The sequence below is a fragment of the Pseudomonas sp. 50_B genome (assembly GCF_017491625.1).
GTDB classification, from domain to species: Bacteria; Pseudomonadota; Gammaproteobacteria; order Pseudomonadales; family Pseudomonadaceae; genus Aquipseudomonas; species Aquipseudomonas danubii.
This window is the reverse complement of sequence record NZ_JAFGYX010000031.1, coordinates 19,879-46,214: the sequence shown is the minus strand read 5'-3', so window position 1 is coordinate 46,214 and position 26,336 is coordinate 19,879. Positions and strand designations below refer to the sequence as shown.

Here is a 26,336-nt window from a genome sequence, read left to right as displayed (position 1 = left end):
TCAGTTCCTGATAAAGGTCGGGCGCCAGGCCAGGGCGCAACGTTCGAGGCCGCGCACCAGCCCGTCGATGCCCAGGCCGAGCACGCTGTAGACCAGGAGGCAGATGACGATCACATCGGTGCGCATGAAGTCCCGGGCGTCATTGACCAGGTAGCCGATGCCGGCGCTGGCGTTGATCTGCTCCACCACCACCAGCCCCAGCCAACTGATGCCGAAGGCGTAGCGCAGGCCGACGAAGAACGCCGGCAAGGCCCCGGGCAGGATCACGTGGACGATCAGTTCCCAGCGCTTGAGGCCGAGCAGGGTCGCCGCCTCCAGCAGCTTGGGGTCCAGGCTGCGGATGCCGGAAAACAGCGTCAGGTAGATGGGAAAGGTGGTGCCCAGGGCAATCAGGGCGATCTTCGGCGTCTCGCCCACGCCGAACCAGAGAATGAACAGCGGCACGATGGCCAGGAACGGCAGGGTGCGCAGCATCTGCATCGGCGAGTCGATGGCGATCTCGCCGCGCCGCGACAGCCCCGCCAGCAGGGCCAGGACAGTGCCCAGGCTGACGCCGATGGCCAGGCCGCTGAGGGCGCGCTTGAGGGACACCCACAGATGCCCGCCCAGCTCGCCACTGCCGAGCATCTGCCACAGGGTGTCGCCGATGGTGCTGGGGGCGGCGATGATCCGCGCCGGCAACAGCCCGCTGCGGGAAGCCAGCTCCCAGAGCAGCAGCAACAACAGCGGGCTGATCAGGCGCAGCGACAGATTGCCGAGGAACTTCACTCCGGGGCGCTCGGTCCAGCGGGAATACAAGGAAAGCGGGGCTTGCGCAGGCATTTCAACATCCCTATTTCAGCGCGTTCGAGCCCCATGCTAACTACATAAAAAACGTCCGTGAAATTCGTTTTGGTTCTAACTTAATATACAAAAATTGCATTCAGCAAATAGATATATATGCAAACAAAGGATAAACCCGTAGACGTCGGCTTGCCGGCGAAAAGGCCGTTGAGCCTTGTGCCGCCCTTGCCAGCACCTTCGCTGGCAAGCCAGCTCCTACGCAGCCGGTTGGCGCCGCACCCGTGGCTAGCCGACGCGAGCGGCGACCATTTCGCCGAACAGACTCACCGGCTCCTGCAGGTTGCCGAGGAAGCGCGGGTGGATCAGCCACAGGTCGATCACCGGCTTGAAGTCGCTGACCGGGACGATCTCCAGCTTGTCCCGGTGGCTGCTGTTTTCCAGCAGCGGCAGCGGCACCAGACCGTAACCCAGGCCATTGGCGATCAGCCCCAGTTGCAGCTCGGTGCCGAAGGTTTCCAGGTTGATCTGCAAGGTCAGGCCCTGGGCGCTCAACGCTCGTTGCAGGCCGGCCCGGAAACCGCAGCCATCGGGATTCAACACCCAGCCGCGCTGGTAACAGTCGGCCAGCTTGCACGAGCGCTTGCGCACCTCGCCCTTGGCCGCCACCACCACCAGGTTCATGCTGCCCAGGGAGCTCCCCACCACCCCTTCGGGGAACACCTTGCCGGCGGGAAACAGCGCGGCCACCACGTCCAGCTCACCGTTCTCGACCTTGCTCAGCAGGTGGCTGCCCCAGCCGGTGGCCACCGAGGTCTGCAACTGTGGATAGAGGTTCTTCAACTGGCTCAGGGCATCCAGCAGCACCACGTCGCCAATGGTCTGCGGCACGCCAATGCGCAAGGCGCCGCTGGGGGCGCCGTCATTGGCCACCAGCTCGTTCAGGGCATCGATGCTGCGCAGCACTTCCAGGCACTGGCCGTAAACCCGCAAGCCCATGCTGGTGGGCTTGAGCGGCTTGGTGTTGCGGTCCAGCAACTCCACCCCCAGGGCTTCCTCGAAATTCTGCACCCGGCGGGTGATGGCCGGCTGGGTCAATTGCAGGGCATCGGCCGCTTGGCTGATGGTCTGGCAGCGGATCACCGCCACGAACGCGTTCAGATCATCTATCTTCATTCTTTTTTCGCATAATAAATGACTGGAAAAATGTTCGAGAAGAATAATACCTTTTAGCTCGCCCGTGTAGTTCGCGTCATTTGCCTTGTGTCCACGGAGGGAGCCCATGCCCCACAACGCCGCAACAGTCGCTATCGATACACCCAACTTCGCCCGCCTGCGGGACTTCATCGCCGCCCTGGCCGAGCTGCTGGACGGCCATCCCGACGAGGCCCGGATACTGGAGCACGGCGCCAACCTGCTGCAGCGCCTGGTGAGCCAGGACGACTGGCTGCCCGATGATTTCGCCCAGCCGGACCCACAGCGCTACCAGCAATTCCTGCTGCATGCCGACTCGCGCCAGCGCTTCTCCATCGTCAGCTTTGTCTGGGATCCGGGGCAGCGCACGCCGATCCACGATCACCGGGTCTGGGGGCTGATCGGCATGCTCCGCGGCGCCGAAGACTCCCAGGGGTTCGAACGCCTGGCGGACGGCCGCCTGCAACCTGCGGGGGCTCCGATTCGCCTGGTACCGGGGCAAGTGGAGGCGGTGTCGCCGCGCATTGGCGACATCCATCAGGTGAGCAACGCCTACGCCGACCAGGTGTCCATCAGCATCCATGTGTACGGCGCCAACATCGGCGCGGTACGACGGGCCGTGTACACCGCCGAAGGTCACGAGAAACCCTTTGTCTCCGGTTACTCCAACCGCTTGCTGCCTAACCTCTGGGACTTGTCGAAGGAGCCCCTGCAATGACCGATTTCCCTACCCGCAGCCCGGCGCAGATCCGTCAGGCCCTGCTCGAGCGCCAGGAACTGGCGCTGATCGATGTCCGCGAAGAGGCGCCCTTCGCCGAAGCCCACCCGCTGTTCGCGGCCAATATCCCGCTGTCGAAACTGGAGCTGGAGGTCTACGCGCGCATCCCCCGGCGCGACACCCCGATCACCCTCTATGACCAGGGCGAAGGGCTGGCCCAGCGCGCCGCGACCCGCCTGGGGCAACTGGGCTACCGCGACGTCGCCCTGCTCGAAGGCGGCCTGGAGGGCTGGCGCGCCGCCGGTGGCGAGTTGTTCAAGGACGTCAACGTCCCCAGCAAATCCTTTGGCGAACTGGTGGAAGCCGAACGTCATACCCCATCCCTGGCCGCCGAAGAACTCCAGGCGCTGCTCGACCAAGAGGCCGACCTGGTGGTACTGGATGCCCGGCGCTTCGACGAGTACCAGACCATGAGCATCCCCGGCAGCACCAGCGTGCCCGGCGCCGAACTGGTGCTGCGGGTGCGTGAGCTGGCCCCCGATCCACGCACCCGAGTGGTGGTCAACTGTGCCGGACGCACCCGCAGCATCATCGGCACACAGTCCCTGGTGAACGCCGGCATTCCCAATCCGGTGGCGGCGCTGCGCAACGGCACCATCGGCTGGACCCTGGCCGGACAGAAACTGGAGCACGGCCAGAACCGCCGGTTCAAGGCGGTGAATGAGGACCAGCGGGCGCAGGCGCAAACAGCAGCGCGGGCGGTCGCGGATCGGGCTGACGTGGCACGCATTGACCTCGCCCAATGGCGGCGCTGGCAAGCCGATCCCAAGCGCACCAGCTATCTGTTCGATGTACGCACTCCGGAGGAATTCGCCGCCGGACACCTGCCGGGAGCTCGCTCCACGCCCGGGGGACAACTGGTGCAGGAAACCGATCACTTCGCCAGCGTTCGCGGTGCGCGCCTGGTGCTGGTGGACAACGACGGCGTGCGCGCCAACATGAGCGCGTCCTGGCTGGCCCAGATGGGCTGGCAGGTGGCAGTACTCGACGGCCTGCGCGACAGCGACTTAAGCGTGCGCGGTCCCTGGCAGGCGCCGCTGCCGGATACCTCGCCGGCCGAAGAAATCAGCCCTCGGACCCTCGCCGCCTGGCTAGAGAAACCCGGCACCCTGGTCCTGGATTTCACCGCCAGCGCCAACTACGTGCAACGTCATATCCCCGGCGCCTGGTGGGCCCTGCCCAGCCAACTGCAGGAATCCCTGGCCCGGTTGCCCCAGCCCGAGCGGTTTGTCCTGACCTGCGGCAGCAGTCTGCTGGCGCGCTTTGTGGTGCCGCAATTGCAGGCCCTGACCCAGCGTCCGGTGTTTCTCCTGAGCGGTGGCACCGCGGCCTGGATCGACGCCGGCCTGCCCTTGGAGGAAAGCCGCCAGCAACTGGCCGCGCCACGGATCGACCGCTACCGCCGGCCCTATGAGGGCACCGACAACCCCAGGGAAGCCATGCAGGGTTACCTGGACTGGGAGTTTGGTCTGGTAGAACAACTGCGGCGCGACGGCACCCACGGTTTTTTCGTGATCTGAGCCTTAGTGGGGGCTTTCGCTGGCACGCCAGCTCCTACAGGCCTGCTTCCCCTTGTAGGAGCCGGCTTGCCGGCGAAGAGGGGTATTTCGGACGCGTAGGCGGTGCCGGTTGATCGTCAATCTGCTCAAGTGACAAATAGCAATAATTCTCGATATCATTCGCGACCTTGTGCTCACCGCGTCGTCAAGAAGGATATCCATGTCTCGCTCCAAGACCGACTCTGCGTCGGCGGACTCTGTTCGCGGGTTCTATGCGGACATCCTGCATTTCCTGCGTAAACGCACGGACAACGCCAGCGACGCGGCGGACATGACCCAGGACGTGTTCACCCAATGGCTCGATTACCGTGATCGGGCCCAGGTCGAGCAGCCCCGGGCCTTCCTGTTCCAGATGGCGCGCAATCTGTTGCGCGATCATTGGCGGCGCCAGCAAGTGCGCTCCAAGGTGCACCACGAGGCCCGCCACGAGGAAAATTTCGACAGCGAGCCCCTGGCCGACGAACAGCACGAGCCGCTGCCCGCCGCCCAGCGCCTGCAACGCCTGGAACAATTGAAAGAAGTCCTCGCTCAACTCTCGCCGCGCCGCCGCGAAGCCCTTATGCTGCACCGCTTCGAAGGGCTGAGCCAGGCGCAGATCGCCGAACGCATGGGGATTTCCGTGAGCATGGTGGAGAAACACATCGCCTTTGCCCTGCTGCACTGCAAGCAGCACCTACAACGAGAAAATGGCAAGGAGCAGCCTGAATGACCCGCTTTCCCGGCACTCACGACGACCTCGACAGCGAGCAGATCGATGCCCAGGCCGCCAGCTGGTTCGCCCGTAACCGCAATGATCCGGACCGTGCCACGCGCAAGGCCTTCGAGAGCTGGGTCAGTGAACCGGCCCATGCCCGGGCCTACGCCGAATTCGAGGAGCTGTGGGACGACCTGGCGCAGCTGCAACAACTGAGCCGCCCGGTGCCACTCCCCCGGCGCAAGGCGCCGCTCTGGCGCCCGGCCCTGGCAGTGGCCGCTGCTTTGCTGTGCGCGGTACTGGCGGCCAACCTGGGCACGCCCCAGGCCCCCTACCGGCAGCAGATCGCGGCCCAGGAACAGGGAGCGCGAGCCTTCAAGCTGCCGGACGGCAGCACTTTGTACGTCAATGCCAATACCCAGGTGAGCGTCGATTTCAGCGCCCATCAGCGCAACATCTGCTTGCAGGCGGGCCAGCTGTACCTGGAAGTCGCCGCCGACAAGGAGCGTCCGCTGTGGGTGCACAGTGGCGAGGCCAAGGTCCGGGTGGTGGGCACCGCTTTCGACGTGCGGCGCGGCCAGCGCCAACTGGTGGTCAGCGTGGCCCACGGCCAGGTGGCCTTCAGCCCGGACGGCAAGCCCGGGGAGCTGACCCTGCTGGGCGCTCGGCAACAGGCCACCTATGACCTGCAAAAAGGCACCTTGCGCCAACAAACCCTGGACCGCGACGAGGTGGCCGACTGGCGCAGCGGGCGCCTGGCCTTTCGCAACCGCGACCTGGCCAGTCTGGTGGACGAGTTGAACCTGTACCGCCAGCAACCGGTACAACTGGCCGAGGGCCCGCTGGGTGCCTACAAGGTTTCCGGCAACCTCGACGTCAACGATCCGGATGCCCTGGTCAAGGCTCTACCGGCCCTGATCCCGGTGAAAACCCGGGTCCAGGCCAACGGTCAGCTGAAGATCGAAGCCCGCTAATTTTTTATATGAGAATATTTTGCATTCGCATATGAGGTTTTTTTTCACTGCCGCGTCTTCCTCCTGTCTGCGCTCTGTCCGCAGCGCCTTTTTGGCCTTTAAGCCGCTCTGGGGGAAGTCATGTTTCGCGCGTTCTTGCCTGTTCCGTTAGTCCGTACCCGCCCGACCCTGCTCGCCGCCTGCCTGGCATTCAGCCTGCAGGCCCATGCCGGGCCGCTGCATTTCCAGTTGCCGGCGCAACCTCTGGCCGCCTCCCTGAGCCAGATCGCCCAGCAGGCGAAAATCCAGCTGCTGTTCGATGAACAACTGCTGCGCAATGCCAAGGCCCCGGCCCTGCAAGGCGACTACAGCCCGGAAGAGGCGATCCGCGCCCTGCTGCAGAACGGCCAGTTCAATCTGATGAAGGTCGACAACACCTACATCGTGCGCCCTGCCGAGACCAGCCTCAGCAGCGGTTCGGCCCTGCAGTTGGGGGCCATGAGCGTGATCGGCAACGGCACCGAGGTGGACGCCGCCAGCGTTGGCCGCTCGACCCTGAACCAGGCGGAAATCGATCGCCATCAGTCCAACAACGTGGTCAGCCTGATCGACACCCTGCCCGGGGTCAGCCTGGGCGGCTCGCTGAAACCCGGCGGCCAGACCATCAATATCTGGGGCCTGGGGGATGCCGAAGACGTGCCGATCACCGTCGACGGCGCCACCAAGAGCGGCTTCGAGCGCTACCAGCAGGGAGTGATCTTCATCGAGCCGGAACTGATCCGGCGGGTTGAAGTGGAGAAAGGCCCGCACTCGCCGAAGACCGGCAACGGCGGTTTCGGCGGCACCGTGCACACCGAGACCAAGGATGCCCCGGACCTGTTGCAGGACGGGCGCAATGTCGGCGCCATGGTCAAGTACGGCTACAGCAGCAACGACCATCAACAGGCCTACACCTCGGCCGTGTATGGCCGTTCCGATGACCATCGCTTCGACGCTCTGGCCTACTGGACCAAGCGCGACGGCGACGACATGAAGCTGGCCAGCTCCATTCCCGATCCGCGCAACGAGTACCTGATCAACCCCAAGCGCCAGCCCAACACCGCTCAGGACCTGGATGGCGAACTCTACAAGTTCAACATGCAACTGACCGACGAGCATCGCCTGGGATTCAGCTACATGCGCTCCAACAGCGACATCTGGGCGCCCTTCTCGGCCAAGACCTACCCAGCGCCGCCCAGCAAGGCCAACATCGACAAGTACGGTTATGACGGCGCCACCAAGCGCTACCTGGCCCAGCGCAACACCATCGACACCACCTGGCTGACCAAGTACGAGTACCAGCCGGTGGACAACCCCTGGGTCGACCTCAAGGTCCAGTACTCCAACTCCAAGACCGACCAGACCGACGAGCGCGGCCCGACCGCCTTCTATCAACCGGTCACTGGCGGGCGCAAGATCACCGTGGGCTACGAGGACAAGATCCTCGAAGTGACCAACATCAGCCGCTTCAGCACCGGTCCCCTGGAACACGCCTTCACCACAGGTGCGCAGATCCGCAAGCACACCCGTGAGGTGGACATGTGGATGCCGGGCAAGACCTATGAAGTGCCCAAATACAACTACGGCCACTACCAACCGGGCTTCATGCCCCACGGTAAGGTCGACAACAACGCCTTCTATATCCAGGACGCGATAACCCTGGGGGACTTCACCCTGACTCCATCGCTGCGCTACGACCACGTGCGCAACCGTGGCGAGCAAAACGACGCGCCGCTGTACAACAGCACCAGCCCCAAGGACGGCCATGACTACGGCGACAAGACCTACACCGGCTGGTCGCCGCGCCTCTCGGCGTTCTGGAACGTCAATCCGAACCTGGCGCTGTTCGCCGACTACAGCAAGACCTGGCGCGCACCGGTAATCGACGAGCAGTACGAGGTCCAGGCCCCCGGCAGCACGCGCTCGGCCACCAGCCGCAACCTGGACCCGGAGCGCATCACCGCACTGCGCGCGGGGACCCTCCACAACTTCTCCAAGGTGCTGACCGACAACGACAACGTGCAGATCCGCACCACGGTGTTCCAGAACAAGATCAGCAACGAGATCCTCAAGGCCACCGGCATCGGCTGCGCGGAACAACTGAGCACCGGCAAGAGCATCGCCCAGGTGTGCAAGGAGTCGCCGATGTCGGTGTATCGCAACATCGGCGACCTGACCATCAAGGGCTTTGAAGTCGAGAGCTACTACGACTCCACCTACCTGTTCGGCGCACTGTCCTACTCGTGGATCACCGGCAAGCACCAAGGCGCCTACACCAACCCCTGGGGGCCGAACGTCTGGGCCCGGGACATTCCGCCGCGCAAATGGGTGGCGACCCTGGGAGTGAAGATTCCCCAGTGGGATGCCCAGGTCGGCTGGCAAGGCCAGTGGGTGCGCCAGACCGACCGCCTGCCCAGCGACAAATACCCCAGCGGCCCGGCCAGTAGCCTGGGTGATTCCTACTGGGACCAGTACGGCAATGATCGCTACAACGTGCAGGGCCTGTTCGCCAACTGGAAGCCCCAGCAGGCCTATCTCAAGGGCACCGAAGTCAACTTCACCCTGGATAACATGTTCAACCGCGACTACCGCCCGGCCCTCAGCGGCGACAACGCCTACAGCGTCGGGCGCAATGCCAAGATCAGCGTGACCCGCTTCTTCTGACGGCCACTGGCTGCGGTGCATCGGACGCACCGCAGCAGGCCAGCCGTTGGCCATCACCGATGTATTGCAAGCCGTTAGCCCGGCCCTGCCGCCCGCGCTTGCCGGGCTAAGATCGACTCCCCCCTGAACACCGCTGAAAGGCCGTTGAGCGCTTTCAGTCAACGTCCCATTGATTATGTACGACGACTGTCGTACAACCGAGAACGCATCATGGACAGAGGCTTCAGGAAGGTCAGGCGGGACCTGATCAATGCACTACAAAGCGGTAACTATGTGCATGCCGCGCGCGGTTCGATCGAGGTCAAGAACCTGCTGGCCACTGGCGAGGTTTCGGCTGGCCAACTGATCGAGGTCATCGGCGCCTGCAAGGGCTCCGACCACCATTGCAGTGCCCACCACAGCGTCCCGGACCTTGCCGTCCATGTGCTGAAGAAGGCGGGCTGGTACATCAAGTTCTACTTTATCGAGCCAGAAACCTGGTTCATCAGCGTTCACCGATGAGGGCAACCCATGAAACTCTATCTGCAGGGCGACCGGGGCAAGGCGCTTTGTGAGCATTGCCAACAGGTCGTGGGCATCACCTACACCCGCCGCGACGTCCCTTTCAGCGACGGCAACGGCCAGGCCCGGGAGGTCCTGGTGGGGGTCTGCGACCTGTGCGCCACGGTGGTGGCCATCCCGCCCCAGTCGACGCCGGCGATCAAGGAAGCCCGCAAGCAGTCATTGACCTCCATCGAGGCGCGGCTGCCGGCGGTCTACCTCGATGTGCTGGATGCGGCGATGCACTCGGTGGCCGAAGACGCCGGGGTGCAGATGCGCAAACTGTTCTTCAGCTACTACTTCAGCGCTCCTCCGTCCTCTTCCCTGGAGCAGGTGCATGAGGGCTTCGCCGCGTACCTGGCCGAACAGGCCGAGGCCCGCCAGTTGCCGGCCGTGCCGGCCATGAAACGCCTGTCGCTGAAGGTCAACCACTATGTGGCCGAGGATCTCGCGCGCCTGCTGCAAGCCACCCGTATGACCCAGACCGAGCTGCTGAAATCGCTGATCGCGCAGATGCGCCTGGATGTGCTCGAAGGCGGCAACCCGGCGGTGATCGCCGACCTGCGCCAGCTGGCACGCCTGGGGCTCTAGCCCTCAGCCTTTGCCGCGGCCCTGAACCTTCGCGAACACCTGCAACGCCTCAAAGTGCTGTCGGTGCTCCCGGAACCGGAACCACCTGGCTTCCTCAGCAAAATCAGCCGAGCCCTGTAGCCGCTGCCGAGCCCGCGAGGCTGCGCAAAGGTCCGCAGGACCTTGCTTGGCGATCGCCCGCCAAACCTCCGGCGGCCTTCAGCTCCCCGCGTCCCTGCGGGCCGTTCGCAGCCTGCGGCAGCGGCTACACAAATCCCGACCCGGCATCGACCCTGTAGCCGCTGCCGAGCCCGCGAGGCTGCGCAAAGGTCCGCAGGACCTTGCTTGGCGATCGCCCGCCAAACCTCCGGCGGCCTTCAGCCCCCCGCGCCCCTGCGGGCCGTTCGCAGCCTGCGGCAGCGGCTACAGTGCGTTGCGCCGCACCAGGCTGAGATCGGGGGCGGTGGTGCGGCGCTGGCTCAGGTAACGGGTGCAGCTGACCCGCAGGAAGGAGGCGAAGTTCACCACTTCGCCGCGATAGTCCATGACCTCTTCATAGAGTTTGGCGATCAGCTGGTTGGTGGTCATGCCATCCACTTCGGCAATTTCGCTGAGGATGTCCCAGAACTGGTTTTCCAGGCGCAAGGTGGTGACCACGCCACAGATGCGCAGCGAGCGGGAACGGGATTCGTAGAGAATCGGGTCGGCCTTGACGTACAGCTCGCACATGGCGTGGTCCTCGCTTACAGGGTGATTTGGGTGCCCAACAGGCCGAGGAAACCCGCCAGCCAGCTGGGGTGCGCCGGCCAGGCCGGAGCGGTGGCCAGATTGCCCTGGACGTGGCCTTCGGTCACCGGGATATCGACGTAGGTGCCACCGGCCAGCCGCACTTCCGGGGCACAGGCCGGGTAGGCGCTGCACTCGCGGCCTTCGAGAATGCCCGCCGCCGCCAGCAGTTGCGCGCCATGGCACACCGCGGCAATCGGCTTGCCGGCCTGGTCGAATTCCTTGACCAGTTGCAGGACCTTTTCGTTCAGCCGCAGGTATTCCGGAGCACGTCCGCCGGGGATCAGCAGGGCGTCGTAATCAGCGGAGCTGACCTGGGCGAAGTCGTAGTTGAGGGTAAACAGGTGACCCGGTTTCTCACTGTAGGTCTGGTCGCCCTCGAAGTCATGGATCGCCGTGCGCACGGTCTGCCCGGCGCTCTTGTCGGGGCACACCGCGTGCACCTGGTGGCCGACCATCAGCAGGGCCTGGAACGGCACCATCGCTTCGTAGTCTTCGACGTAATCGCCAACCAGCATGAGGATCTTTTTCGCGGCCATGGAGTGGACTCCTATCAGGGAAATACATGGGCAGAAGGAGTACTCAAGGTAGCCCCATTCCCGCGGGCCGGGTAATAACCCGGTACTACAGCGGTAAGCTTCAAGCGGTAAGTGGACGCCTTGCAGCCTGTCGCCTGCAACTGCCCCCTTCCAACTGTACGGACAACTCTGCCGCCAGCTGTAACAGCCGCACCGGCCGGCTTTATGGCTAGATGCAAGCTCCTGTGTCCCTGTACGAATTCTGGTAGCCCCTCATGTCCTCGCGCGAAAACACCGGCATGGCCCTCGGCCTGCTGGGTGTCATCATTTTCAGCCTGACCCTGCCCTTCACCCGGATCGTGGTGGAGCAGATGCACCCCTTGCTCAACGGCCTGGGCCGCGCGCTGTTCGCGGCGATCCCGGCGGCCTTGCTGCTGCTCTGGCACCGGGAGAAGTGGCCGACCTGGAAACAGGTCAAAGGCCTGAGCGTGGTGATTCTCGGGGTAATCCTCGGCTTTCCGGTGCTTTCGGCCTGGGCCATGCAGACCCTGCCCGCGTCCCACGGTGCCCTGGTCAATGGCCTGCAACCGTTGTGCGTGGCGCTGTATGCGGCGTGGCTGTCCCACGAACGGCCGTCGAAGGCCTTCTGGGCTTGCGCCGCCCTGGGCAGTGCGCTGGTGCTGGGTTATGCGCTGCTCAGTGGCGCGGGCAGCATCCAGGCCGGTGACGTGCTGATGCTCGGGGCGATTGCCGTGGGCGGCCTGGGTTATGCCGAAGGTGGCCGGCTGGCGCGGGAGATGGGTGGCTGGCAGGTGATCTGCTGGGCCCTGGTGCTGTCCACGCCGCTGCTGATCGGCCCGGTGTGGTACCTGGCGGCGCAGCACCAGGGAGCGATTTCCATGAGGACCTGGTGGGCCTTCGGCTACGTTGCGCTGTTCTCGCAGTTCCTGGGTTTTTTCGCCTGGTATGCCGGGCTGGCCATGGGCGGAATTGCCCGAGTGAGCCAGATACAGCTATTGCAGATTTTCTTCACCATCGCCTTTTCCGCGCTGTTCTTCGATGAACAGGTGCAGCCCATTACCTGGGTGTTCGCGGTGGGCGTGATCCTCACCGTGGTCGTGGGGCGCAAGACCGCGGTGCGCCCGGCCGCCCCGCTGCCCACGCCGCTGACCAACCCTCAGCCGAGATAGCCATCGGCCTTGAGCAGGGTTTCCAGGCAGTGTTCGCTGATCTGGTAGAAGGCCTTGAGTTCTTCGATCCTGGCCAGCAACTGGGTCGGGTCAACCGGCTCGGCGCGCTTGACCGCCAGGATCATCTTGTTCTTGTTGGTGTGCTCCAGGGAGATGAACTCGAAGACCTTGGTTTCATAACCACAGGCTTCGAGGAACAGCGCCCGCAGGCTGTCGGTGACCATCTCCGCCTGCTGTCCCAGGTGCAGACCGTATTGCAGCATCGGCTTGAGCAGCGCCGGGCTCTGGATCTGCAGGCGGATCTGCTTGTGGCAGCACGGCGAGCACATGATGATCGCCGCGCCGGAGCGGATGCCGGTGTGAATCGCGTAGTCGGTGGCGATGTCGCAGGCATGCAGGGCGATCATCACGTCCAGCTGGCTGGGGGCTACGCTGCGCACGTCACCGCACTTGAACACCAGGCCCGGGTGTTCCAGGCGCTGCGCCGCGGCGTTGCACAGGGTCACCATGTCCTCGCGTAATTCGACGCCGGTGACTTCGCCCTCGGCCTTGAGGGTGTTGCGCAGGTAATCGTGGATGGCGAACGTCAGGTAGCCCTTGCCGGAGCCGAAGTCCGCGACCCGCACCGGCTGATCGAGCTTGATCGGCGAGCTGCCCAGGGCGTGGCTGAAGACCTCGATGAACTTGTTGATCTGCTTCCACTTGCGCGACATGGCCGGGATCAGTTCGTGCTGCTTGTTGGTCACCCCAAGATCGGCCAGGAAAGGCCGGCTCAGGTCGAGAAAGCGGTTCTTCTCGCGGTTGTGCTCGGCGGACGGCACATCGCGCTGGATTTGCGGCTTGCCCTTGAACAGCGAACTCTTGCCCTTCTTGCTGTATTCGAGCTGCACTTCATCGGTCAGGGTCAGCAGGTGGGCATTCTTGAACGCAGCCGGCAGCAGCTCGGCGATGGCGGCGCTGCCTTCGTCCAGGGTGAAGTTCTTGGTGATGTCGCGGGTCTTGTAGCGATAGACGAAGGACAGGCACGGCTGCTCCTTGACCGTCAGTTGCTTGATGATCAGGCGTTGCAGGTCCGCCTCCGGGCCCACGTGCTTGGCCAGTACCAGCTTGATAAAGGCGTTCTGCGCAAGGCTGGTGTCGAGCAATTGCAGGAACTGGGCGTGATGATCCGGCGCGGAGCGGGCGGAAGGAGCGGTCACAGACATGGGGGCAGGTGCCTCGGGCGATGCGGGGTGTGAATCAGGGAGTGGCGGGTATTTTAGGGAGCAAACCCCGTCGGGGCACGGAGTTATTCACCCGACGGTAAAAAAATCGTCTCCCCAGGGCAGTGCGAGGCTCAGGGGCCATGGGCCGGCAAGCCGGCCCCCAAGGGGCTCAGTTGAGCACCACCAGGCGGTTGGGCAATTCATTGCGCACCTGGGTCAGGGGCACATGGGCCTTGAGCAGTTCGCCGCTGGCCTCAATGCAGTCGAGGAAGCCCTGCAGGGTCTGGCCCTGCCGGACCTGCTGGGTAAAGTTGCGCACGATACCGTTCCACTGCTTGTTATCCAGACGCTTGGAAATGCCTTCGTCCACGAGGATTTCCACGTAGCGCTCGGCTTCGCTGACAAAGATCAGCACCCCGGTGCCGCCCACGGTGTGGTGCAGGTTCTGTTCGAGGAACTGGCGCCGGGCCAGGTTGGAGGCCCGCCAGTGACGTACCGAGCGCGGGATCAGCCGGGTGGTGATCCGCGGCAGGCGAAACACCAGGCACAGCACGATGAAGGTCGCCCATTGCGCCAGCAGCAACAGGTGCATGTTCAGCCAGCCGGTGGCGTAGTGCACCAGCCCCGGCACCACCAGCGCCAGCAGGCTGGCCCAGAGCAGCGGGATATAGGCGTAGTCGTCGGCCCGGGCGGCCAGCACTGTCACCAGTTCGGCGTCGGTCTGCTGCTCCACCCGGGCAATGGCTTCGGCCACTTGCCGTTGTTCGTATTCACTGAGTAATGCCATGTCGTTGGATTTCCGCTTCTTATTTTGAGTTACCAGCCGCCGGAGGAACCGCCGCCGCCAAAACTGCCGCCGCCACCGCTGAAGCCGCCACCGCCGGACCCACCACCAAAACCGCCACCGCCGAAACCACCCCCACCACCGCCACGACCGCTGGTGGTGGTGATGAAACCGAGCGCCTGCGCCACCATCACCACCAGGATGAACAGCAGCACCATGAAGAGGAACAGCCACGGGTGACGCTGGACAAAATCCTCCTGGTCGCTGCTCTCGCCGCCGCTGTCGTAGGCCGTGGCCGGCTCGTCCAGCGGCGTGCCGCCGAGCACCAGGAGCATGGCCGAAACCCCGTCGCTGATGCCCTTGCTGAACTGCCCGGTCTTGAACGCCGGGGTGATCACCTGGTTGATGATCACCGAGGCCTGGGCGTCGGTCAGGCGCTCCTCCAGGCCGTAGCCCACTTCGATGCGCAGCTTGCGCTCGTCCCGAGCGACGATCAGCAGCGCGCCGTTGTTCTTGTCCTTCTGGCCGATGCCCCAGTGGCGCCCCAACTGGTAGCCGAACTCCTCGATGCTGGCGCCTTGCAGGTCCGGCAGGGTCACCACCACCACCTGTTCGCTGGTGGCCTGTTCGTGGGCTTGCAGTTGCCGAGTCAGCTGGGCGCGGACGCTCGGCTCGATCATCTGCGCGTCGTCCACCACCCGCCCGGTCAGGGCAGGGAACCTGAGTTCGGCCTGGGCCGAGACCGCGAAGACCCAGAGCAACAGCACCAGGCCGATTTTATAGAGTCGCATCAGCACCTCATCCTTAATGTTTGTCCGCGTGTACTACCAACTGCCAGACGCCCCGCCACCGCCAAAACTGCCACCGCCGCCCCTGAAACTGTCCGAATCCGAGCTGGAACTGGAGCTGGAGCTGGAGCTGCTGGAGTCGAACCAGTCGAATGAACCGCTGCTCGCACGGCTGTCGCGCTCGGCCCTGGGCTCGCGCCTGGACGAGTCATCGCCGGTGTCCCGCCGCCCGGCGCTTGCCGCTTCACCGTCGTCGCGCGTGTAGAGCAAGAGCCCGACCAGCGGCACGCCGACGAACACCGAGAAAAACACCAGCTTGAACCACCACAGCCATTCGATCTGCTGGTACCAGCTCTGCACCACCCAGCGATGCTCCAGCATCCGCGTGCTGTTGGGCTCCAGCAGACGCACGATGGAGGTGGTGCCGGTAATGATCCCGGAGGAGTACAGCTCATCCTTGAAGTACGGAATGATCGAGTCGTTGATGATCAGGTGCGCCCAGATATCGTCGATCCGCCCTTCCAGCCCGTAGCCCACCTCGATCCGCACCTGGCGCTCGTCCTTGGCCACCAGCAGCAGGACACCGTTGTTCCTGTCCTTGCGGCCGATGCCCCAGTGCCGGCCCAGTTGCAGGCCGAACTCCTCGATGCTGTAGCCGCCCAGGCTCGGCACCGTGACCACCACCACCTGGTCGCTGGTGCTTTGTTCAAGCCGTTCGAGCATCTGCGTCAGGTAGACCTGCGCCGAAGGCGTCAGCAACTGGGCGGTGTCCACCACACGCCCGGTCAACGGGGGGAACAGGCTTGCAATCGGTGCCGCTGTCGCCGTGGCCGTGGCCGGTGCAGGCCCGACCTGGACAGAGGGCTGCGTCGCACGCAACGGCACCCCATCCATGGGTGTTGAACCTGAGGGTTGCGCCAGTACGGCGCCACTCACCAGCCCCAGCCACAGCAGCGCGCCTCGTAGCACGCGCTGCCCGAGGGCCATCAGAATTTCACTTGCGGCGCTTTGTCGGCGTCAGGGCTGGTGGCTTCGAAGGATTCACGCACCGGCAGGTCGCTGTACATCAGGCTGTGCCACAGGCGGCCGGGGAAGGTGCGGATCTCGGTGTTGTACTTCTGCACCGCGAGGATGAAGTCGCGGCGGGCCACGGCGATGCGGTTCTCGGTGCCTTCAAGCTGGGATTGCAGGGCCAGGAAGTTCTGGTTGGCCTTGAGATCCGGGTAGCGCTCGGACACCACCATCAGGCGGCTCAGGGCTCCGCTCAACTGGTCCTGGGCCTGCTGGAACTGCTTGAGTTTTTCCGGGTTGTCCAGGGTACTGGCGTCCACCTGGATCGAAGTGGCCTTGGCCCGCGCCTCGATCACCGCGGTCAGGGTGGCTTCCTCGTGCTTGGCGTAGCCCTTGACGGTCTCCACCAGGTTGGGGATCAGGTCGGCGCGGCGCTGATACTGGTTCTGCACCTGGCCCCAGTCGGCCTTGACCTGCTCGTCCAGGGTCGGAATGTTGTTGATGCCGCAGCCGCTGAGCAGGCTGGCAAGCAACAACAGGGCAGCGACGGGCCAGCTCAAGCGCAGGCTTTGGGTGATGTTCATGGGTGGAGCTCCTTGCACAACCTGATGGAAAAGAATCTTTTGCCCGTTTTCACACATCCTGTGGGGCAAAATCTGCCTGCGCCACTGGAATGCATCGGGCTGATGGGCTAAAAGATGCCCAGCGCGAAAAAGAGTTCAGAAATAAGGCGGTGTGAAAACGTCGCGAGTGAAGGCAAGACAAGGCAAAAACAGGCGAGGACGCGAAGTGTAGGAGCCTACATGAGCATTCCGATCGGACTCGCGCACGAGCCTGTTTTTAACGCCGTATTGCCGAACGCAGTGGTTTTCACACGGCCTGAAGTGTGCTGGATTTATCTGAACAACAATAGTCGCTCCCTAAATTTTGGCTGTTCGACGCGTCACTCATGCGTCGGTCTTGAGCCCTTGAGAACACTATTCATGAATAAGCTGTGTTTGCTGGGCCTGCTGGTCAGCCTGGCCAGTCACCCTGTATTGGCCGAATCTGCCCCGGTCCCCCTGGAAAACAAAGACGCCTTTATCAACGACCTGCTCAAGCGCATGACCCTGGAAGAGAAGATCGGCCAGTTGCGCCTGATCAGCATCGGCCCGGAAATGCCCCGCGAGCTGATCCGCAAGGAAATCGCCGCGGGCAATATCGGCGGCACTTTCAACTCCATCACCCGCCCGGAAAACCGGCCGATGCAGGACGCGGCCATGCGCAGCAGGCTGAAGATCCCGATGTTCTTCGCCTATGACGTGATCCACGGCCACCGGACCATCTTCCCCATCAGCCTGGCCCTGGCGTCCAGCTGGGATATGGACGCCATCGGTCGCTCCGGGCGCATCGCCGCCAAGGAGGCCAGCGCCGACAGCCTGGACATCACCTTCGCGCCGATGGTGGACATCTCCCGCGATCCTCGCTGGGGCCGTACCTCCGAAGGCTTCGGCGAAGACACCTACCTGGTCTCGCGCATCGCCAAGGTCATGGTCAATGCCTACCAGGGCCAGAGCCCGGCCTTGCCGGACAGCATCATGGCCAGCGTCAAGCACTTCGCCCTGTATGGCGCAGTAGAGGGCGGTCGCGACTACAACATCGTCGACATGAGCCCGGTGAAGATGTACCAGGACTACCTGCCGCCCTACCGCGCAGCCATTGACGCCGGTGCCGGCGGAGTGATGGTGGCCCTGAACTCCATCAACGGCGTGCCGGCCACCTCCAACACCTGGCTGATGAACGACCTGTTGCGCAAGGAATGGGGCTTCAAGGGCCTGGCGGTGAGCGACCACGGGGCGATCATCGAGCTGATCCGCCACGGCGTCGCCAAGGACGGTCGCGAGGCCGCCAAGCTGGCAATCAAGGCCGGCATCGACATGAGCATGAACGACTCGCTGTACGGCAAGGAACTGCCGGGGCTGCTCAAGTCCGGCGAGATCGAGCAGAAGGACATCGACAACGCGGTGCGTGAAGTGCTGGCGGCCAAGTACGACATGGGCCTGTTCAAGGACCCTTATGTGCGCATCGGCAAGGCCGAGGACGACCCGGCCGACACCAACGCCGAAAGCCGCCTGCACCGCAGCGACGCCCGGGACATCGCCCGCCGCAGCCTGGTGCTGCTGAAGAACCACAACGACACCTTGCCGCTGAAGAAAACCGCGAAGATCGCCCTGGTCGGCCCCCTGGCCAAGGCCCCCATCGACATGATGGGCAGCTGGGCCGCCGCTGGCGTACCGGCACAGTCGGTGACGCTGTACGACGGCATGCGCAACGTCCTGGGTGACAAGGCCCAACTGGTGTACGCCAGGGGCTCGAACATCACCGCCGACAAGAAGGTGGTGGACTACCTGAACTTCCTCAACTTCGATGCCCCGGAAGTGGTGGACGACCCGCGTCCGGCGCAGCAGATGATCGACGAAGCGGTCAAGGCGGCCAAGCAGGCGGACGTGATCGTGGCCGCTGTGGGCGAGTCCCGTGGCATGTCCCACGAGTCTTCGAGCCGCACCGACCTGCACATCCCCGCCAGCCAGCGCGAGCTGATCAAGGCCCTCAAGGCCACCGGCAAGCCTCTGGTGCTGGTGCTGATGAATGGCCGGCCGCTGTCACTGCTGGAAGAAAACCAGCAAGCCGACGCCATCCTGGAAACCTGGTTCAGCGGCACCGAGGGCGGCAACGCCATTGCCGACGTGCTGTTCGGCGACTACAACCCGTCGGGCAAGCTGCCGATCACCTTCCCTCGCTCCGTGGGCCAGATTCCCACCTACTACAACCACCTGACCATTGGCCGGCCGTTCACGCCGGGCAAGCCGGGCAACTACACCTCGCAGTACTTCGACGACACCACCGGCCCGCTGTATCCGTTCGGCTATGGCTTGAGCTACACCAGCTTCAGCCTGTCGGACATGGCACTGTCCTCCACCACCCTGAACAAGAGCGGCAAGCTCGATGCCAGCGTGACCGTGAAGAACACCGGCAAGCGTGACGGCGAAACCGTGGTGCAGCTGTATATCCAGGACGTGGCCGGCTCGATGATCCGCCCGATCAAGGAATTGAAGAACTTCCAGAAAGTCATGCTCAAGGCCGGCGAAGAGAAGTCCATTCACTTCACCATCACCGAGGATGACCTGAAGTTCTACAACGCCCAGCTCAAGTACGCCGCAGAACCGGGCGACTTCAATGTACAGATCGGCCTGGATTCCCAGGACGTCAAGCAACAGAGCTTCGAACTGCTCTGATGCCTGTCAGCGGCCGGCGCAGGACCTGCGCCGGCCGCCTCCTTCTGCAATCCCAGCAATCCCCACAATCGCTGCAATATCTGTAGCCGCTGCCGAGCCTGCGAGGCTGCGCAAAGGTCCGCAGGACCTTGCTTGTCGATCTACCGCCAAACCTCCATCGGACTCACGACCGCTTCGCGCTCGTTCGCAGCCTCCGGCAGCGGCTACAGCCAGCCATGTCAGCCGTGACGGTCAGCCGCGCCGGTCCAGCAGGTTGACCACCAGGCGGTCGACCCAACCCCAGATCCGCTGCTTGACCCGCCGCCACAACGGCCGGTTGCGCCACTGCGCCAGGCTGATCTCTTCACTCTGGGCGAAGTCCGCCTCGAAGCTCGCCGCCACGGAGTGGGTCAGGGGCGGGTCCAGGGCCTCCAGGTTGGCTTCCAGGTTGAAACGCAGGTTCCAGTGGTCGAAATTGCACGACCCCACACTGACCCAGTCGTCCACCAGCACCATCTTCAAATGCAGGAAACGCGGCTGATACTCGAAAATCCGCACGCCGGCCTTGAGCAACCGCGGGTAGTAACGGTGCCCGGCATAGCGCACGGCCGGGTGATCGGTGTGCGGCCCGGTCAGCAACAGGCGTACGTCGACGCCCCGGGCGGCGGCCTTGCGCAATGAGCGCCGCACCGACCACGTCGGCAAGAAGTAAGGCGTGGCCAGCCAGATGCGCTGCTGGCCGCTGTGCAGGGCACGAATCAGTGAATGCAGGATGTCGCGATGCTGACGCGAGTCGGCATAAGCCACCCGGCCCATGCCCGCCCCCGAGTCAGGCACACGGGGCAGATGGGGCAGGCCGAAATCCACGTCGGGCCGCCAGGCGCCCTTGCGCAGGTTGGCGCTCCACTGGCGGTCGAACAGCCTTTGCCAGTCCAGCACCGCGGGCCCGGCGATCTCCACCATCACTTCATGCCAGTCGCAGCTGTTGTCCTCGGGCTGCCAGAACTCATCGGTAACCCCTGTACCGCCCACCACGGCCAGGGACTGGTCCACCAACAACAGTTTTCGATGGTCGCGATACAGATTGAGAAAGCCCTGGCGCCACTTCAGGCGGTTGTAGAAACGCAGCTCGACACCGGCCGTGGTCAAGCGCAGGCGCAAGGCCTGGGTAAAAGCCAGGCTGCCATAGTCATCGAACAGACAGCGCACCCGCACCCCGCGCTCGGCAGCCTGGACCAGGGACTGGACCAGAGCGTCGGCACAGGCGCCGGCTTCCACCAGATACAGCTCCAGCTCCACCTGCTGCCGGGCGCGGGCAATGGCCACCAGCATGCGCGGAAAGAACTGGGGACCGTCGATCAACAGCTCGAAGCGGTTGCCTTCACGCCAGGGGAACACCGCTCCGCGCATTTCAGCGCGCCGTGAAGATCAGTACCGCACCCACCGGTACCGAGAAACTGATGGCCGACAAGCCAGCCACTTTGCGCAGGCTATCGAGGCCCGGTGCCAGGTTGAAGTCTTCGGCATTGAGAACCAGCGGTTCCAAGGTCACCACCTGGAAACGCCGCTCATCCAGGCGAGTGGCCAGCAGCTCGGCGTTGTAGGTGTGTTCCTGGCCGTGCAGGGCCACGGTGACCGGCAACAGCAGCTCGATCTGCGCCCCGGGGGCCAGGTCGTTGATCGGCCGCAGGTTGATCTGCGTCGTGATCTGCGCTTCGGGAAACTGCTGGACCTGGAACAGCTCCTGACGCATGCGCTCATCGCGCAGGGGAATGCCGCTGCTGATCGAGTCCAGCTCGATCTGCAACCGGGCCTGGCCCTTGGCGTCGACCTTGCCGTGCAACACCAGGAAGCGCTGGACCTCGGAAATACTGGCGTTCTTGGTGGTCACGAAGGACACCCGGGAAGACTCGTTGTCCAGGTACCAGTTGGCCTGGGCCGGCAGGGCAAGTACCCCGAGCAGGCTGATAAGAAGGCGGATCGGCGTACGCATGCAAGCTCCCGTGAACAGAAGGCGCCACCTTAACCGGCTGCCAGGGGGCTGGCAAACACCGCGCTCAAGTGGGGCCCAGCCGTTGCAGACGGGGAATGGTTCAGGCAATGGACTTCTGCAATTGCTCGATGGTGTCGGCCAGCAACCCCAAGTGACGATTGCGCACCTGCTCGACACAGCTCAGGTCCATCGGCCAATGCAGAGCGATGCTGCCGATCACCCGGCCTTCGGCCTGCAACGGCAGGGCCACGGCACGAATCAGAAAAGGCAGTCGTACCGGATATTCCCAGTGGCCCTCGGTACGCTGACCGAAGCCCAGATGCTGGGACTGGGCGCAAGCTTGTTGCTGGTCTTCGGCCGGTACTCGCTCACGCTCGGCCAGACGCTCGACTTCATCACTGGCCAGGGCCCCCAGGCAGGCCTTGCCCATGGCCGAATGAAACAGGCTGGCATGCTGGCCGACAATCCGGCTGTTGTTCGGGTAGCGCTTGCGCAACACCGCAGGCACAGCACTTTCCAGGACCTCAAGGTGCTCACCGTCAAAACTCGACAGGTCGCTGACCAGTCCGGTGCGTGCACTTAACTCCAGCATCCAGGGCGCCGCCTGCTCCACCAGATGGCGCTTGAAGCGTTGCCGGCTGTCGCCGAACAGGCTGCGGGCGCTCAGGCGATAACGCCTGTCGCTCAGTCCACGGTAGATCCAGCCCTGCTCCTGCAGGGTCAGCAACATGCGCGACACCGTGGCCTTGGCTAGGCCCGTCAGGTAGTGCAGCTCCTCCAGGCCCAGGGCCTGGTGCTGACCCAGCAACTCGACGATGGCCAGGGCCCGTTCCACGGAACGCACGCTGCCGGTTTCTACCTTGCTGGCCATAGTCCGAACTCCCTGACTGAAGATGGGTAAAGGTTTTTCCCAGCAAGATGCGGGCCTCAGAACCCTATCAACGGCATTTGCCTGGTTACAGCAGGTTACCCGGAGGGCGTTGCCGCACCCAGTGCGTCAGTTGTTCGTGGGCATAGGCCAGTTGCAGCACGGCGTGGTCGGCCTGGGCCGGCCCGATGATCTGCAAGCCCATGGGCAGGCCCGCCAGATTGAACCCCACCGGAATGCTGATACTGGGCAGGCCGGCCAGGGTCGGACCGATCACCACCTCCATCCAGCGGTGATAGGTGTCCATTTCCTGCCCATCGATCTGCCTTGGCCAGGCCTGCCGTGCATCGAAAGGGAACACCTGGGCCGTGGGCAGCAGCAGAAAATCGTAACGTTCGAACAGCCGCAGCAAGGCGCGATACCAATCGCTGCGACTCTGGGAAGCGCGGTACACGTCCGCGGCACTGAGGCTGGCCGCGCCCTCCACTTCCCAACGCGCCTCGGGCTTGAGCCAGCGGCGCTGGTCCGGGTCGTTGTGCAACAGCCCCAGGGAACCCTGGACCAGCCAGTGCCGGTGCACCAGCCAGCAGTCCCACAACTGCGCCATGGAAAACTCCGGCTGGCAGCTTTCCACTTCACAGCCCAGATGGGTGAAGTCGGCCAGGGCCTTTTCGCACAGGCTCAGGACGCCCTGCTCCATGGCCAGATAGCCGTTGTAATCACCCAGCCAGCCCAGGCGCAGGCCACGTACATCCCGTTGCAGAGGCGCCTGCAACAGCGCCGGATCGTCCTTGAGGGACAAGGGCACTCGCGGATCATATCCGGCCTGGGTGCTCAACAACCGCGCCACATCAGCCACCGTGCGCCCCATCGGCCCTTCGGTAGCCAGTTGCTGCACGAACAGCTCAGGGGTCGGGCCGAATGGCACCCGCCCCTGGGAGGGGCGCATGCCGAACACGTTGTTGAAGGCCGCCGGATTGCGCAGCGAGCCCATCATGTCGCTGCCATCGGCCACCGGCAGCATGCGCAAGGCCAGGGCCACCGCCGCCCCGCCGCTGCTGCCGCCCGCGCTCAGGCTGCTGTCATAGGCATTGCCGGTGGTGCCGAACAACTGGTTGTAGGTATGGGAGCCCAGGCCGAACTCCGGCACGTTGCTCTTGCCGACAATGATCGCGCCGCTAGCACGGACCCGGGCCACGCTGATGGCATCCACCTGGGGTACCTGATCGGCGAACAGCGGCGAGCCCATGCTGGTGGCCAGCCCTGCGGTGGCTGCCAGATCCTTGATCGCCTGGGGCATGCCATGCATCCAGCCCATGGACTGCCCCCGGTCCAGTTGCCGGTCACGCTCATCGGCCTGGGCCAGCAGATCCTGCGGATCGCACAGAGAGACCAGGGCATTGACGCCCGGGTTGTAACGCTCGATCTGCTGCAGATAAGCCTGCATCACCTCGCGACAGGACAGCTCGCGCGCATGGATCGCCCGGGATAGTGCCAAGGCATCCAACTCGACGATGGACTCGTTGGCCATTGCTTCGCTGTGCTTGATCAAGACTCGCCTCCCAGGGTCACGGCATCTTGTTTGTCGTCTCTGACTGCGTCATGCATGCAGTAGATACCCAGCAGGCTGAGGATCGAGGTCAGCAAGACATAGAAGGATGGCGCCACCGGCGTGGCCATGACCTTGCTCAGCCAGGTCACGATCAAGGGCGCAAAGCCACCGAACAACATCACCGTGACGTTATACGCCACCGACACCCCGGTGGAACGTACCTCGATGGGAAACTGCTCGGCCAGGGCCGTAGGACCGGGACCGAAAAAGCCGCCAATGGCACCGCACAGCAACATTTGCATCACCAGCAGGCGTTCAATGGACGGCGCCGCGGCGACCCACACATACAAGGGATAGACCATGACGAAAAACGCCAGGGTGAAGGCCATCAACACTGGGCGCCGGCCGATGCGGTCCGACAGCGCCCCGGCAAAGGGAATCACCAGGGTCATCAGGGCCACGGCGAACATCTGCACCAGCAGCACCTGATCCAGGGGCAGGCCGAGGTTGGTGTGGGCGAAGGTCGGCATGTTCACCAGCACCACATAGAAAGACACAGTGCTACCGCAGCACAGGCCCATGGAGACCAGGATCGCCCGGCGATGGGCCGACACCACCTGCCACAGCCCCGGCCCCTTGCCACCTGCCTGCTTGCGCGCCTCGATGAAGGCCTCCGGTTCCTCCATGTACTTGCGAATCCACAGTCCCACCGGACCGATCAGCAGGCCGATCACGAACGGCAGGCGCCAGCCCCAGAGATCCAGGGTCTGCGGCGAAAAGAGGTGGGTCACCGCCGCCGCCATCGCCGCTCCGCTGAACACCGCCAGGCACTGTCCTACCAACTGCCAGGAGCCATACAACCCCTTCTTGTCCACTGGGGCACTTTCCACCAGGTAGGCCGTGGCGCTGGCGTATTCCCCCCCGGTGGCAAAGCCCTGGAGCATCCGCGCCACCACGATCAGCAACGGCGCGCCCAGGCCAATGGCCGCGTAGTTGGGGGCAAAGACGATCATCGCAATGGCCACGGTCATCAGCTGGATGATCACCAGCATCGCCGCCTTGCGGCCTTTGCGGTCGGAATACATGCCCAGCAGCACGCCGCCCACCGGGCGCATGAAAAAACCCACGCCGAAGGTGGCCAGGGCCATCAGCAGCGAGGTGTACTCGTCTTCAGCCGGGAAAAACTGGCGGGCGATAAAGCTGGCGAGAAAGCCATAGACGATGAAGTCGTACCATTCCAGGGCGTTGCCAACCACGGCGGCAACCACTTGCCGGGTCTTGGAAACAGCAGGTATCGAGACGCTCATGGGAGGTTCCTTGATACTTTTGAGCCTTCTTGCGGGCTCGAAAAAGTGCCGGACGCATGGGACGCCCGGGCCGCACAGCACTACAGGAACAGGAGGGTTCAGACGGGCTTGAGCCAGCTCTCCGCCAGCGCGCTCCAATAGGCCGCACCGGTGAGCAGGATGTCGTCGTTGAAGTCGTAACCCGGGTTGTGCACCATCGGTTGCGCTATGCCATTGCCGATGAACAGGTAGCTGCCGGGGCAGCGCTGCAGCATCCAGCCGAAGTCTTCGCTGCCCATCAGCTTCGGCGTTTGGCCATTGACCGCCTCGGCCCCCACCAGCTCGACACCGACCCGCCGGGCAAACTCGGTTTCTTCAGGACTGTTGACCAGCACCGGATAAGCCGGGCGATGGTCGATGCTGGCGCTGCAGCCAAAGCTTTCGGCCTGGGTGCGGATGATCGACTTGACCCGCTCCAGCATCTGCTCGCGCACCGGTGCGTTGAGGGCCCTGAGGCTCAGGCGCAGTAACGCCTGCTGGGGAATCACGTTGGCCGCCTCACCCGCCTGCAAGGCCCCCACCGTCACCACCGCCGCTTCCTGCGCGTCGATGTTGCGCGCCACCACCGTCTGCAAGGCCATGACCATGCTGGCCGCGGCCACCAAGGGGTCCACCGCCAGGTGGGGCATGGAGCCGTGACCGCCGACGCCTTCGACAATCACCTCAAGCAGGTCCTGGGACGCCATCATCGGCCCCTCGCGAAAGCCCAGGTGACCGGCCGGCAGCCCAGGCATGTTGTGCAGGCCGAACAGTGCATCACAGGGGAAGCGTTCCAGCAGGCCATCGGCAAGCATCGCCTCGGCACCGCCCTGGCCCTCTTCCGCGGGCTGGAAGATCAGGTTCAGGGTGCCGTCGAACGCTCGGGTCGCCGCCAGGTAGCGCGCCGCCCCCAGCAGGATGGTGGTGTGGCCGTCATGCCCGCAGGCGTGCATGCAACCGCCATGGCGGCTGCTGTAGGGAACCCCGGTGTTCTCGATGATCGGCAAGGCGTCCATGTCCGCCCGCAGGCCCAGGGTGCGCGTGCCCGTGCCGTTGCGCAGAACACCCACGACCCCGGTTCGGCCGACGCCGGTGTGCACTTCATAACCCCACTCCTGCAGACAGCGAGCCACCAGCGCCGAAGTGCGTTGCTCTTCGAAACCCAGTTCCGGGTGGGCATGAATATCCTGGCGGATGGCCCGCAGATCGCTGGCAATGTCGTTGAGCCAGGCAAGGATGTGCTGGTGTCGGGTCATGGCGAATCTCCTCTGGGCCGGGTGGCTTCCCGTTC

24 protein-coding genes are annotated in these 26,336 nt (G+C 64.1%); 9 read left to right on the top strand and 15 right to left on the bottom strand.

Annotation, left to right across the window (positions count from 1 at the left end; all coding sequences use genetic code 11):
* The gene (locus J5M73_RS28555; protein ID WP_207816697.1) at window positions 1–822 is read right to left on the bottom strand and encodes an ABC transporter permease; all 822 of its coding nucleotides are present in this window, start codon (window positions 820–822) and stop codon (window positions 1–3) included.
* Between the two features lie 246 nt (window positions 823–1,068).
* Window positions 1,069–1,956 (bottom strand): LysR family transcriptional regulator, encoded by an 888-nt coding sequence (locus tag J5M73_RS28550; protein ID WP_207816695.1) that lies wholly within the window; start codon window positions 1,954–1,956, stop codon window positions 1,069–1,071.
* Window positions 1,957–2,062: 106 nt separating this feature from the next.
* Between J5M73_RS28550 and J5M73_RS28545 the strand changes: the two genes are divergently transcribed.
* The 7 genes from J5M73_RS28545 to J5M73_RS28515 all read left to right on the top strand — a co-directional run bounded on the left by J5M73_RS28545 (window position 2,063) and on the right by J5M73_RS28515 (window position 9,792).
* Complete coding sequence (locus J5M73_RS28545; RefSeq protein WP_207816693.1) at window positions 2,063–2,692, top strand: cysteine dioxygenase; 630 nt, start codon at window positions 2,063–2,065, stop codon at window positions 2,690–2,692.
* Complete coding sequence (locus tag J5M73_RS28540) at window positions 2,689–4,272, top strand: rhodanese-related sulfurtransferase (protein WP_207816692.1); 1,584 nt, start codon at window positions 2,689–2,691, stop codon at window positions 4,270–4,272. The genes J5M73_RS28545 and J5M73_RS28540 overlap by 4 nt, the downstream gene beginning before the upstream one ends.
* A gap of 199 nt (window positions 4,273–4,471) precedes the next feature.
* Window positions 4,472–5,020, top strand: a complete 549-nt coding sequence (locus J5M73_RS28535) for an RNA polymerase sigma factor (RefSeq protein ID WP_102861537.1) — start codon at window positions 4,472–4,474, stop codon at window positions 5,018–5,020.
* Window positions 5,017–5,979 (top strand): FecR domain-containing protein, encoded by a 963-nt coding sequence (locus tag J5M73_RS28530; RefSeq protein WP_102861536.1) that lies wholly within the window; start codon window positions 5,017–5,019, stop codon window positions 5,977–5,979. Before J5M73_RS28535 ends, J5M73_RS28530 begins: the two co-directional genes overlap by 4 nt.
* Before the next feature lie 120 nt (window positions 5,980–6,099).
* Window positions 6,100–8,661: a TonB-dependent receptor gene (locus tag J5M73_RS28525; protein WP_102861535.1), complete on the top strand. Its 2,562-nt coding sequence runs from the start codon at window positions 6,100–6,102 to the stop codon at window positions 8,659–8,661.
* A gap of 210 nt (window positions 8,662–8,871) precedes the next feature.
* Complete coding sequence (locus J5M73_RS28520; protein WP_240321955.1) at window positions 8,872–9,162, top strand: hypothetical protein; 291 nt, start codon at window positions 8,872–8,874, stop codon at window positions 9,160–9,162.
* A gap of 9 nt (window positions 9,163–9,171) precedes the next feature.
* Entirely contained in the window at window positions 9,172–9,792 is a 621-nt protein-coding gene (locus tag J5M73_RS28515) for a hypothetical protein (RefSeq protein ID WP_102861533.1), read from the top strand.
* 402 nt (window positions 9,793–10,194) lie between these two features.
* Here the strand turns inward: J5M73_RS28515 and J5M73_RS28510 are convergent, their stop codons facing one another.
* Both J5M73_RS28510 and J5M73_RS28505 read right to left on the bottom strand, forming a co-directional pair.
* Window positions 10,195–10,500 carry a ribbon-helix-helix domain-containing protein gene (locus tag J5M73_RS28510; protein ID WP_102861531.1) on the bottom strand — a complete coding sequence of 102 codons (306 nt, stop codon included), beginning with the start codon at window positions 10,498–10,500 and terminating at the stop codon, window positions 10,195–10,197.
* 14 nt (window positions 10,501–10,514) lie between these two features.
* Entirely contained in the window at window positions 10,515–11,096 is a 582-nt protein-coding gene (locus tag J5M73_RS28505) for a DJ-1/PfpI family protein (RefSeq protein ID WP_102861530.1), read from the bottom strand.
* Window positions 11,097–11,350: 254 nt separating this feature from the next.
* On the opposite strand from J5M73_RS28505, the gene J5M73_RS28500 reads away from it, so the two are divergent.
* The gene (locus tag J5M73_RS28500) at window positions 11,351–12,265 is read left to right on the top strand and encodes a DMT family transporter (RefSeq protein WP_102861529.1); all 915 of its coding nucleotides are present in this window, start codon (window positions 11,351–11,353) and stop codon (window positions 12,263–12,265) included.
* Here J5M73_RS28500 and J5M73_RS28495 read toward each other — a convergent pair.
* The 5 genes from J5M73_RS28495 to J5M73_RS28475 form a co-directional block, all read right to left on the bottom strand.
* Window positions 12,253–13,470 (bottom strand): SAM-dependent methyltransferase, encoded by a 1,218-nt coding sequence (locus J5M73_RS28495; protein ID WP_207816690.1) that lies wholly within the window; start codon window positions 13,468–13,470, stop codon window positions 12,253–12,255. The genes J5M73_RS28500 and J5M73_RS28495 overlap by 13 nt on opposite strands.
* A 169-nt stretch (window positions 13,471–13,639) precedes the next feature.
* Window positions 13,640–14,257 carry a TPM domain-containing protein gene (locus tag J5M73_RS28490; RefSeq protein ID WP_060837908.1) on the bottom strand — a complete coding sequence of 206 codons (618 nt, stop codon included), beginning with the start codon at window positions 14,255–14,257 and terminating at the stop codon, window positions 13,640–13,642.
* Window positions 14,258–14,286: 29 nt separating this feature from the next.
* Window positions 14,287–15,045 carry a TPM domain-containing protein gene (locus tag J5M73_RS28485; RefSeq protein ID WP_207816688.1) on the bottom strand — a complete coding sequence of 253 codons (759 nt, stop codon included), beginning with the start codon at window positions 15,043–15,045 and terminating at the stop codon, window positions 14,287–14,289.
* A gap of 33 nt (window positions 15,046–15,078) precedes the next feature.
* Window positions 15,079–16,029: a TPM domain-containing protein gene (locus J5M73_RS32125; protein ID WP_102861526.1), complete on the bottom strand. Its 951-nt coding sequence runs from the start codon at window positions 16,027–16,029 to the stop codon at window positions 15,079–15,081.
* Window positions 16,029–16,637, bottom strand: coding sequence for a LemA family protein (locus J5M73_RS28475; RefSeq protein ID WP_102861525.1), 609 nt, complete (start codon window positions 16,635–16,637; stop codon window positions 16,029–16,031). Before J5M73_RS28475 ends, J5M73_RS32125 begins: the two co-directional genes overlap by 1 nt.
* A gap of 399 nt (window positions 16,638–17,036) precedes the next feature.
* On the opposite strand from J5M73_RS28475, the gene bglX reads away from it, so the two are divergent.
* A complete protein-coding gene (gene bglX, locus J5M73_RS28470; RefSeq protein ID WP_102861524.1) occupies window positions 17,037–19,328 on the top strand; it encodes a beta-glucosidase BglX in 2,292 nt (763 codons plus the stop codon).
* Between the two features lie 231 nt (window positions 19,329–19,559).
* Here bglX and J5M73_RS28465 read toward each other — a convergent pair whose 3' ends face one another.
* From J5M73_RS28465 to J5M73_RS28440, 6 genes are all read right to left on the bottom strand, one after another.
* Window positions 19,560–20,717 (bottom strand): phosphatidylserine/phosphatidylglycerophosphate/cardiolipin synthase family protein, encoded by a 1,158-nt coding sequence (locus J5M73_RS28465; RefSeq protein WP_102861523.1) that lies wholly within the window; start codon window positions 20,715–20,717, stop codon window positions 19,560–19,562.
* Between the two features lies 1 nt (window position 20,718).
* Window positions 20,719–21,300, bottom strand: a complete 582-nt coding sequence (locus tag J5M73_RS28460; RefSeq protein WP_102861522.1) for a YceI family protein — start codon at window positions 21,298–21,300, stop codon at window positions 20,719–20,721.
* Window positions 21,301–21,400: 100 nt separating this feature from the next.
* Entirely contained in the window at window positions 21,401–22,171 is a 771-nt protein-coding gene (locus tag J5M73_RS28455) for an IclR family transcriptional regulator (protein ID WP_102861521.1), read from the bottom strand.
* 85 nt (window positions 22,172–22,256) lie between these two features.
* Window positions 22,257–23,699, bottom strand: coding sequence for an amidase (locus J5M73_RS28450; protein WP_102861724.1), 1,443 nt, complete (start codon window positions 23,697–23,699; stop codon window positions 22,257–22,259).
* Between the two features lie 17 nt (window positions 23,700–23,716).
* A complete protein-coding gene (locus J5M73_RS28445) occupies window positions 23,717–25,027 on the bottom strand; it encodes an MFS transporter (protein ID WP_102861520.1) in 1,311 nt (436 codons plus the stop codon).
* A 98-nt stretch (window positions 25,028–25,125) separates the two neighbouring features.
* The gene (locus J5M73_RS28440; RefSeq protein ID WP_102861519.1) at window positions 25,126–26,301 is read right to left on the bottom strand and encodes a M20 aminoacylase family protein; all 1,176 of its coding nucleotides are present in this window, start codon (window positions 26,299–26,301) and stop codon (window positions 25,126–25,128) included.
* Window positions 26,302–26,336 lie beyond the last annotated feature (35 nt).

Excerpts from the sequence above, each read along its gene's own strand:
- J5M73_RS28555 (WP_207816697.1), bottom strand. The coding sequence starts at position 822 with ATGCCTGCGCAAGCCCCGCTTTCCTTGTATTCCCGCTGGACCGAGCGC.
- J5M73_RS28550 (WP_207816695.1), bottom strand. The coding sequence starts at position 1,956 with ATGAAGATAGATGATCTGAACGCGTTCGTGGCGGTGATCCGCTGCCAG.
- J5M73_RS28545 (WP_207816693.1), top strand. The coding sequence starts at position 2,063 with ATGCCCCACAACGCCGCAACAGTCGCTATCGATACACCCAACTTCGCC.
- J5M73_RS28540 (WP_207816692.1), top strand. The coding sequence starts at position 2,689 with ATGACCGATTTCCCTACCCGCAGCCCGGCGCAGATCCGTCAGGCCCTG.
- J5M73_RS28535 (WP_102861537.1), top strand. The coding sequence starts at position 4,472 with ATGTCTCGCTCCAAGACCGACTCTGCGTCGGCGGACTCTGTTCGCGGG.
- J5M73_RS28530 (WP_102861536.1), top strand. The coding sequence starts at position 5,017 with ATGACCCGCTTTCCCGGCACTCACGACGACCTCGACAGCGAGCAGATC.
- J5M73_RS28525 (WP_102861535.1), top strand. The coding sequence starts at position 6,100 with ATGTTTCGCGCGTTCTTGCCTGTTCCGTTAGTCCGTACCCGCCCGACC.
- J5M73_RS28520 (WP_240321955.1), top strand. The coding sequence starts at position 8,872 with ATGGACAGAGGCTTCAGGAAGGTCAGGCGGGACCTGATCAATGCACTA.
- J5M73_RS28515 (WP_102861533.1), top strand. The coding sequence starts at position 9,172 with ATGAAACTCTATCTGCAGGGCGACCGGGGCAAGGCGCTTTGTGAGCAT.
- J5M73_RS28510 (WP_102861531.1), bottom strand. The coding sequence starts at position 10,500 with ATGTGCGAGCTGTACGTCAAGGCCGACCCGATTCTCTACGAATCCCGT.
- J5M73_RS28505 (WP_102861530.1), bottom strand. The coding sequence starts at position 11,096 with ATGGCCGCGAAAAAGATCCTCATGCTGGTTGGCGATTACGTCGAAGAC.
- J5M73_RS28500 (WP_102861529.1), top strand. The coding sequence starts at position 11,351 with ATGTCCTCGCGCGAAAACACCGGCATGGCCCTCGGCCTGCTGGGTGTC.
- J5M73_RS28495 (WP_207816690.1), bottom strand. The coding sequence starts at position 13,470 with ATGTCTGTGACCGCTCCTTCCGCCCGCTCCGCGCCGGATCATCACGCC.
- J5M73_RS28490 (WP_060837908.1), bottom strand. The coding sequence starts at position 14,257 with ATGGCATTACTCAGTGAATACGAACAACGGCAAGTGGCCGAAGCCATT.
- J5M73_RS28485 (WP_207816688.1), bottom strand. The coding sequence starts at position 15,045 with ATGCGACTCTATAAAATCGGCCTGGTGCTGTTGCTCTGGGTCTTCGCG.
- J5M73_RS32125 (WP_102861526.1), bottom strand. The coding sequence starts at position 16,029 with ATGGCCCTCGGGCAGCGCGTGCTACGAGGCGCGCTGCTGTGGCTGGGG.
- J5M73_RS28475 (WP_102861525.1), bottom strand. The coding sequence starts at position 16,637 with ATGAACATCACCCAAAGCCTGCGCTTGAGCTGGCCCGTCGCTGCCCTG.
- bglX (WP_102861524.1), top strand. The coding sequence starts at position 17,037 with ATGAATAAGCTGTGTTTGCTGGGCCTGCTGGTCAGCCTGGCCAGTCAC.
- J5M73_RS28465 (WP_102861523.1), bottom strand. The coding sequence starts at position 20,717 with ATGCGCGGAGCGGTGTTCCCCTGGCGTGAAGGCAACCGCTTCGAGCTG.
- J5M73_RS28460 (WP_102861522.1), bottom strand. The coding sequence starts at position 21,300 with ATGCGTACGCCGATCCGCCTTCTTATCAGCCTGCTCGGGGTACTTGCC.
- J5M73_RS28455 (WP_102861521.1), bottom strand. The coding sequence starts at position 22,171 with ATGGCCAGCAAGGTAGAAACCGGCAGCGTGCGTTCCGTGGAACGGGCC.
- J5M73_RS28450 (WP_102861724.1), bottom strand. The coding sequence starts at position 23,699 with ATGGCCAACGAGTCCATCGTCGAGTTGGATGCCTTGGCACTATCCCGG.
- J5M73_RS28445 (WP_102861520.1), bottom strand. The coding sequence starts at position 25,027 with ATGAGCGTCTCGATACCTGCTGTTTCCAAGACCCGGCAAGTGGTTGCC.
- J5M73_RS28440 (WP_102861519.1), bottom strand. The coding sequence starts at position 26,301 with ATGACCCGACACCAGCACATCCTTGCCTGGCTCAACGACATTGCCAGC.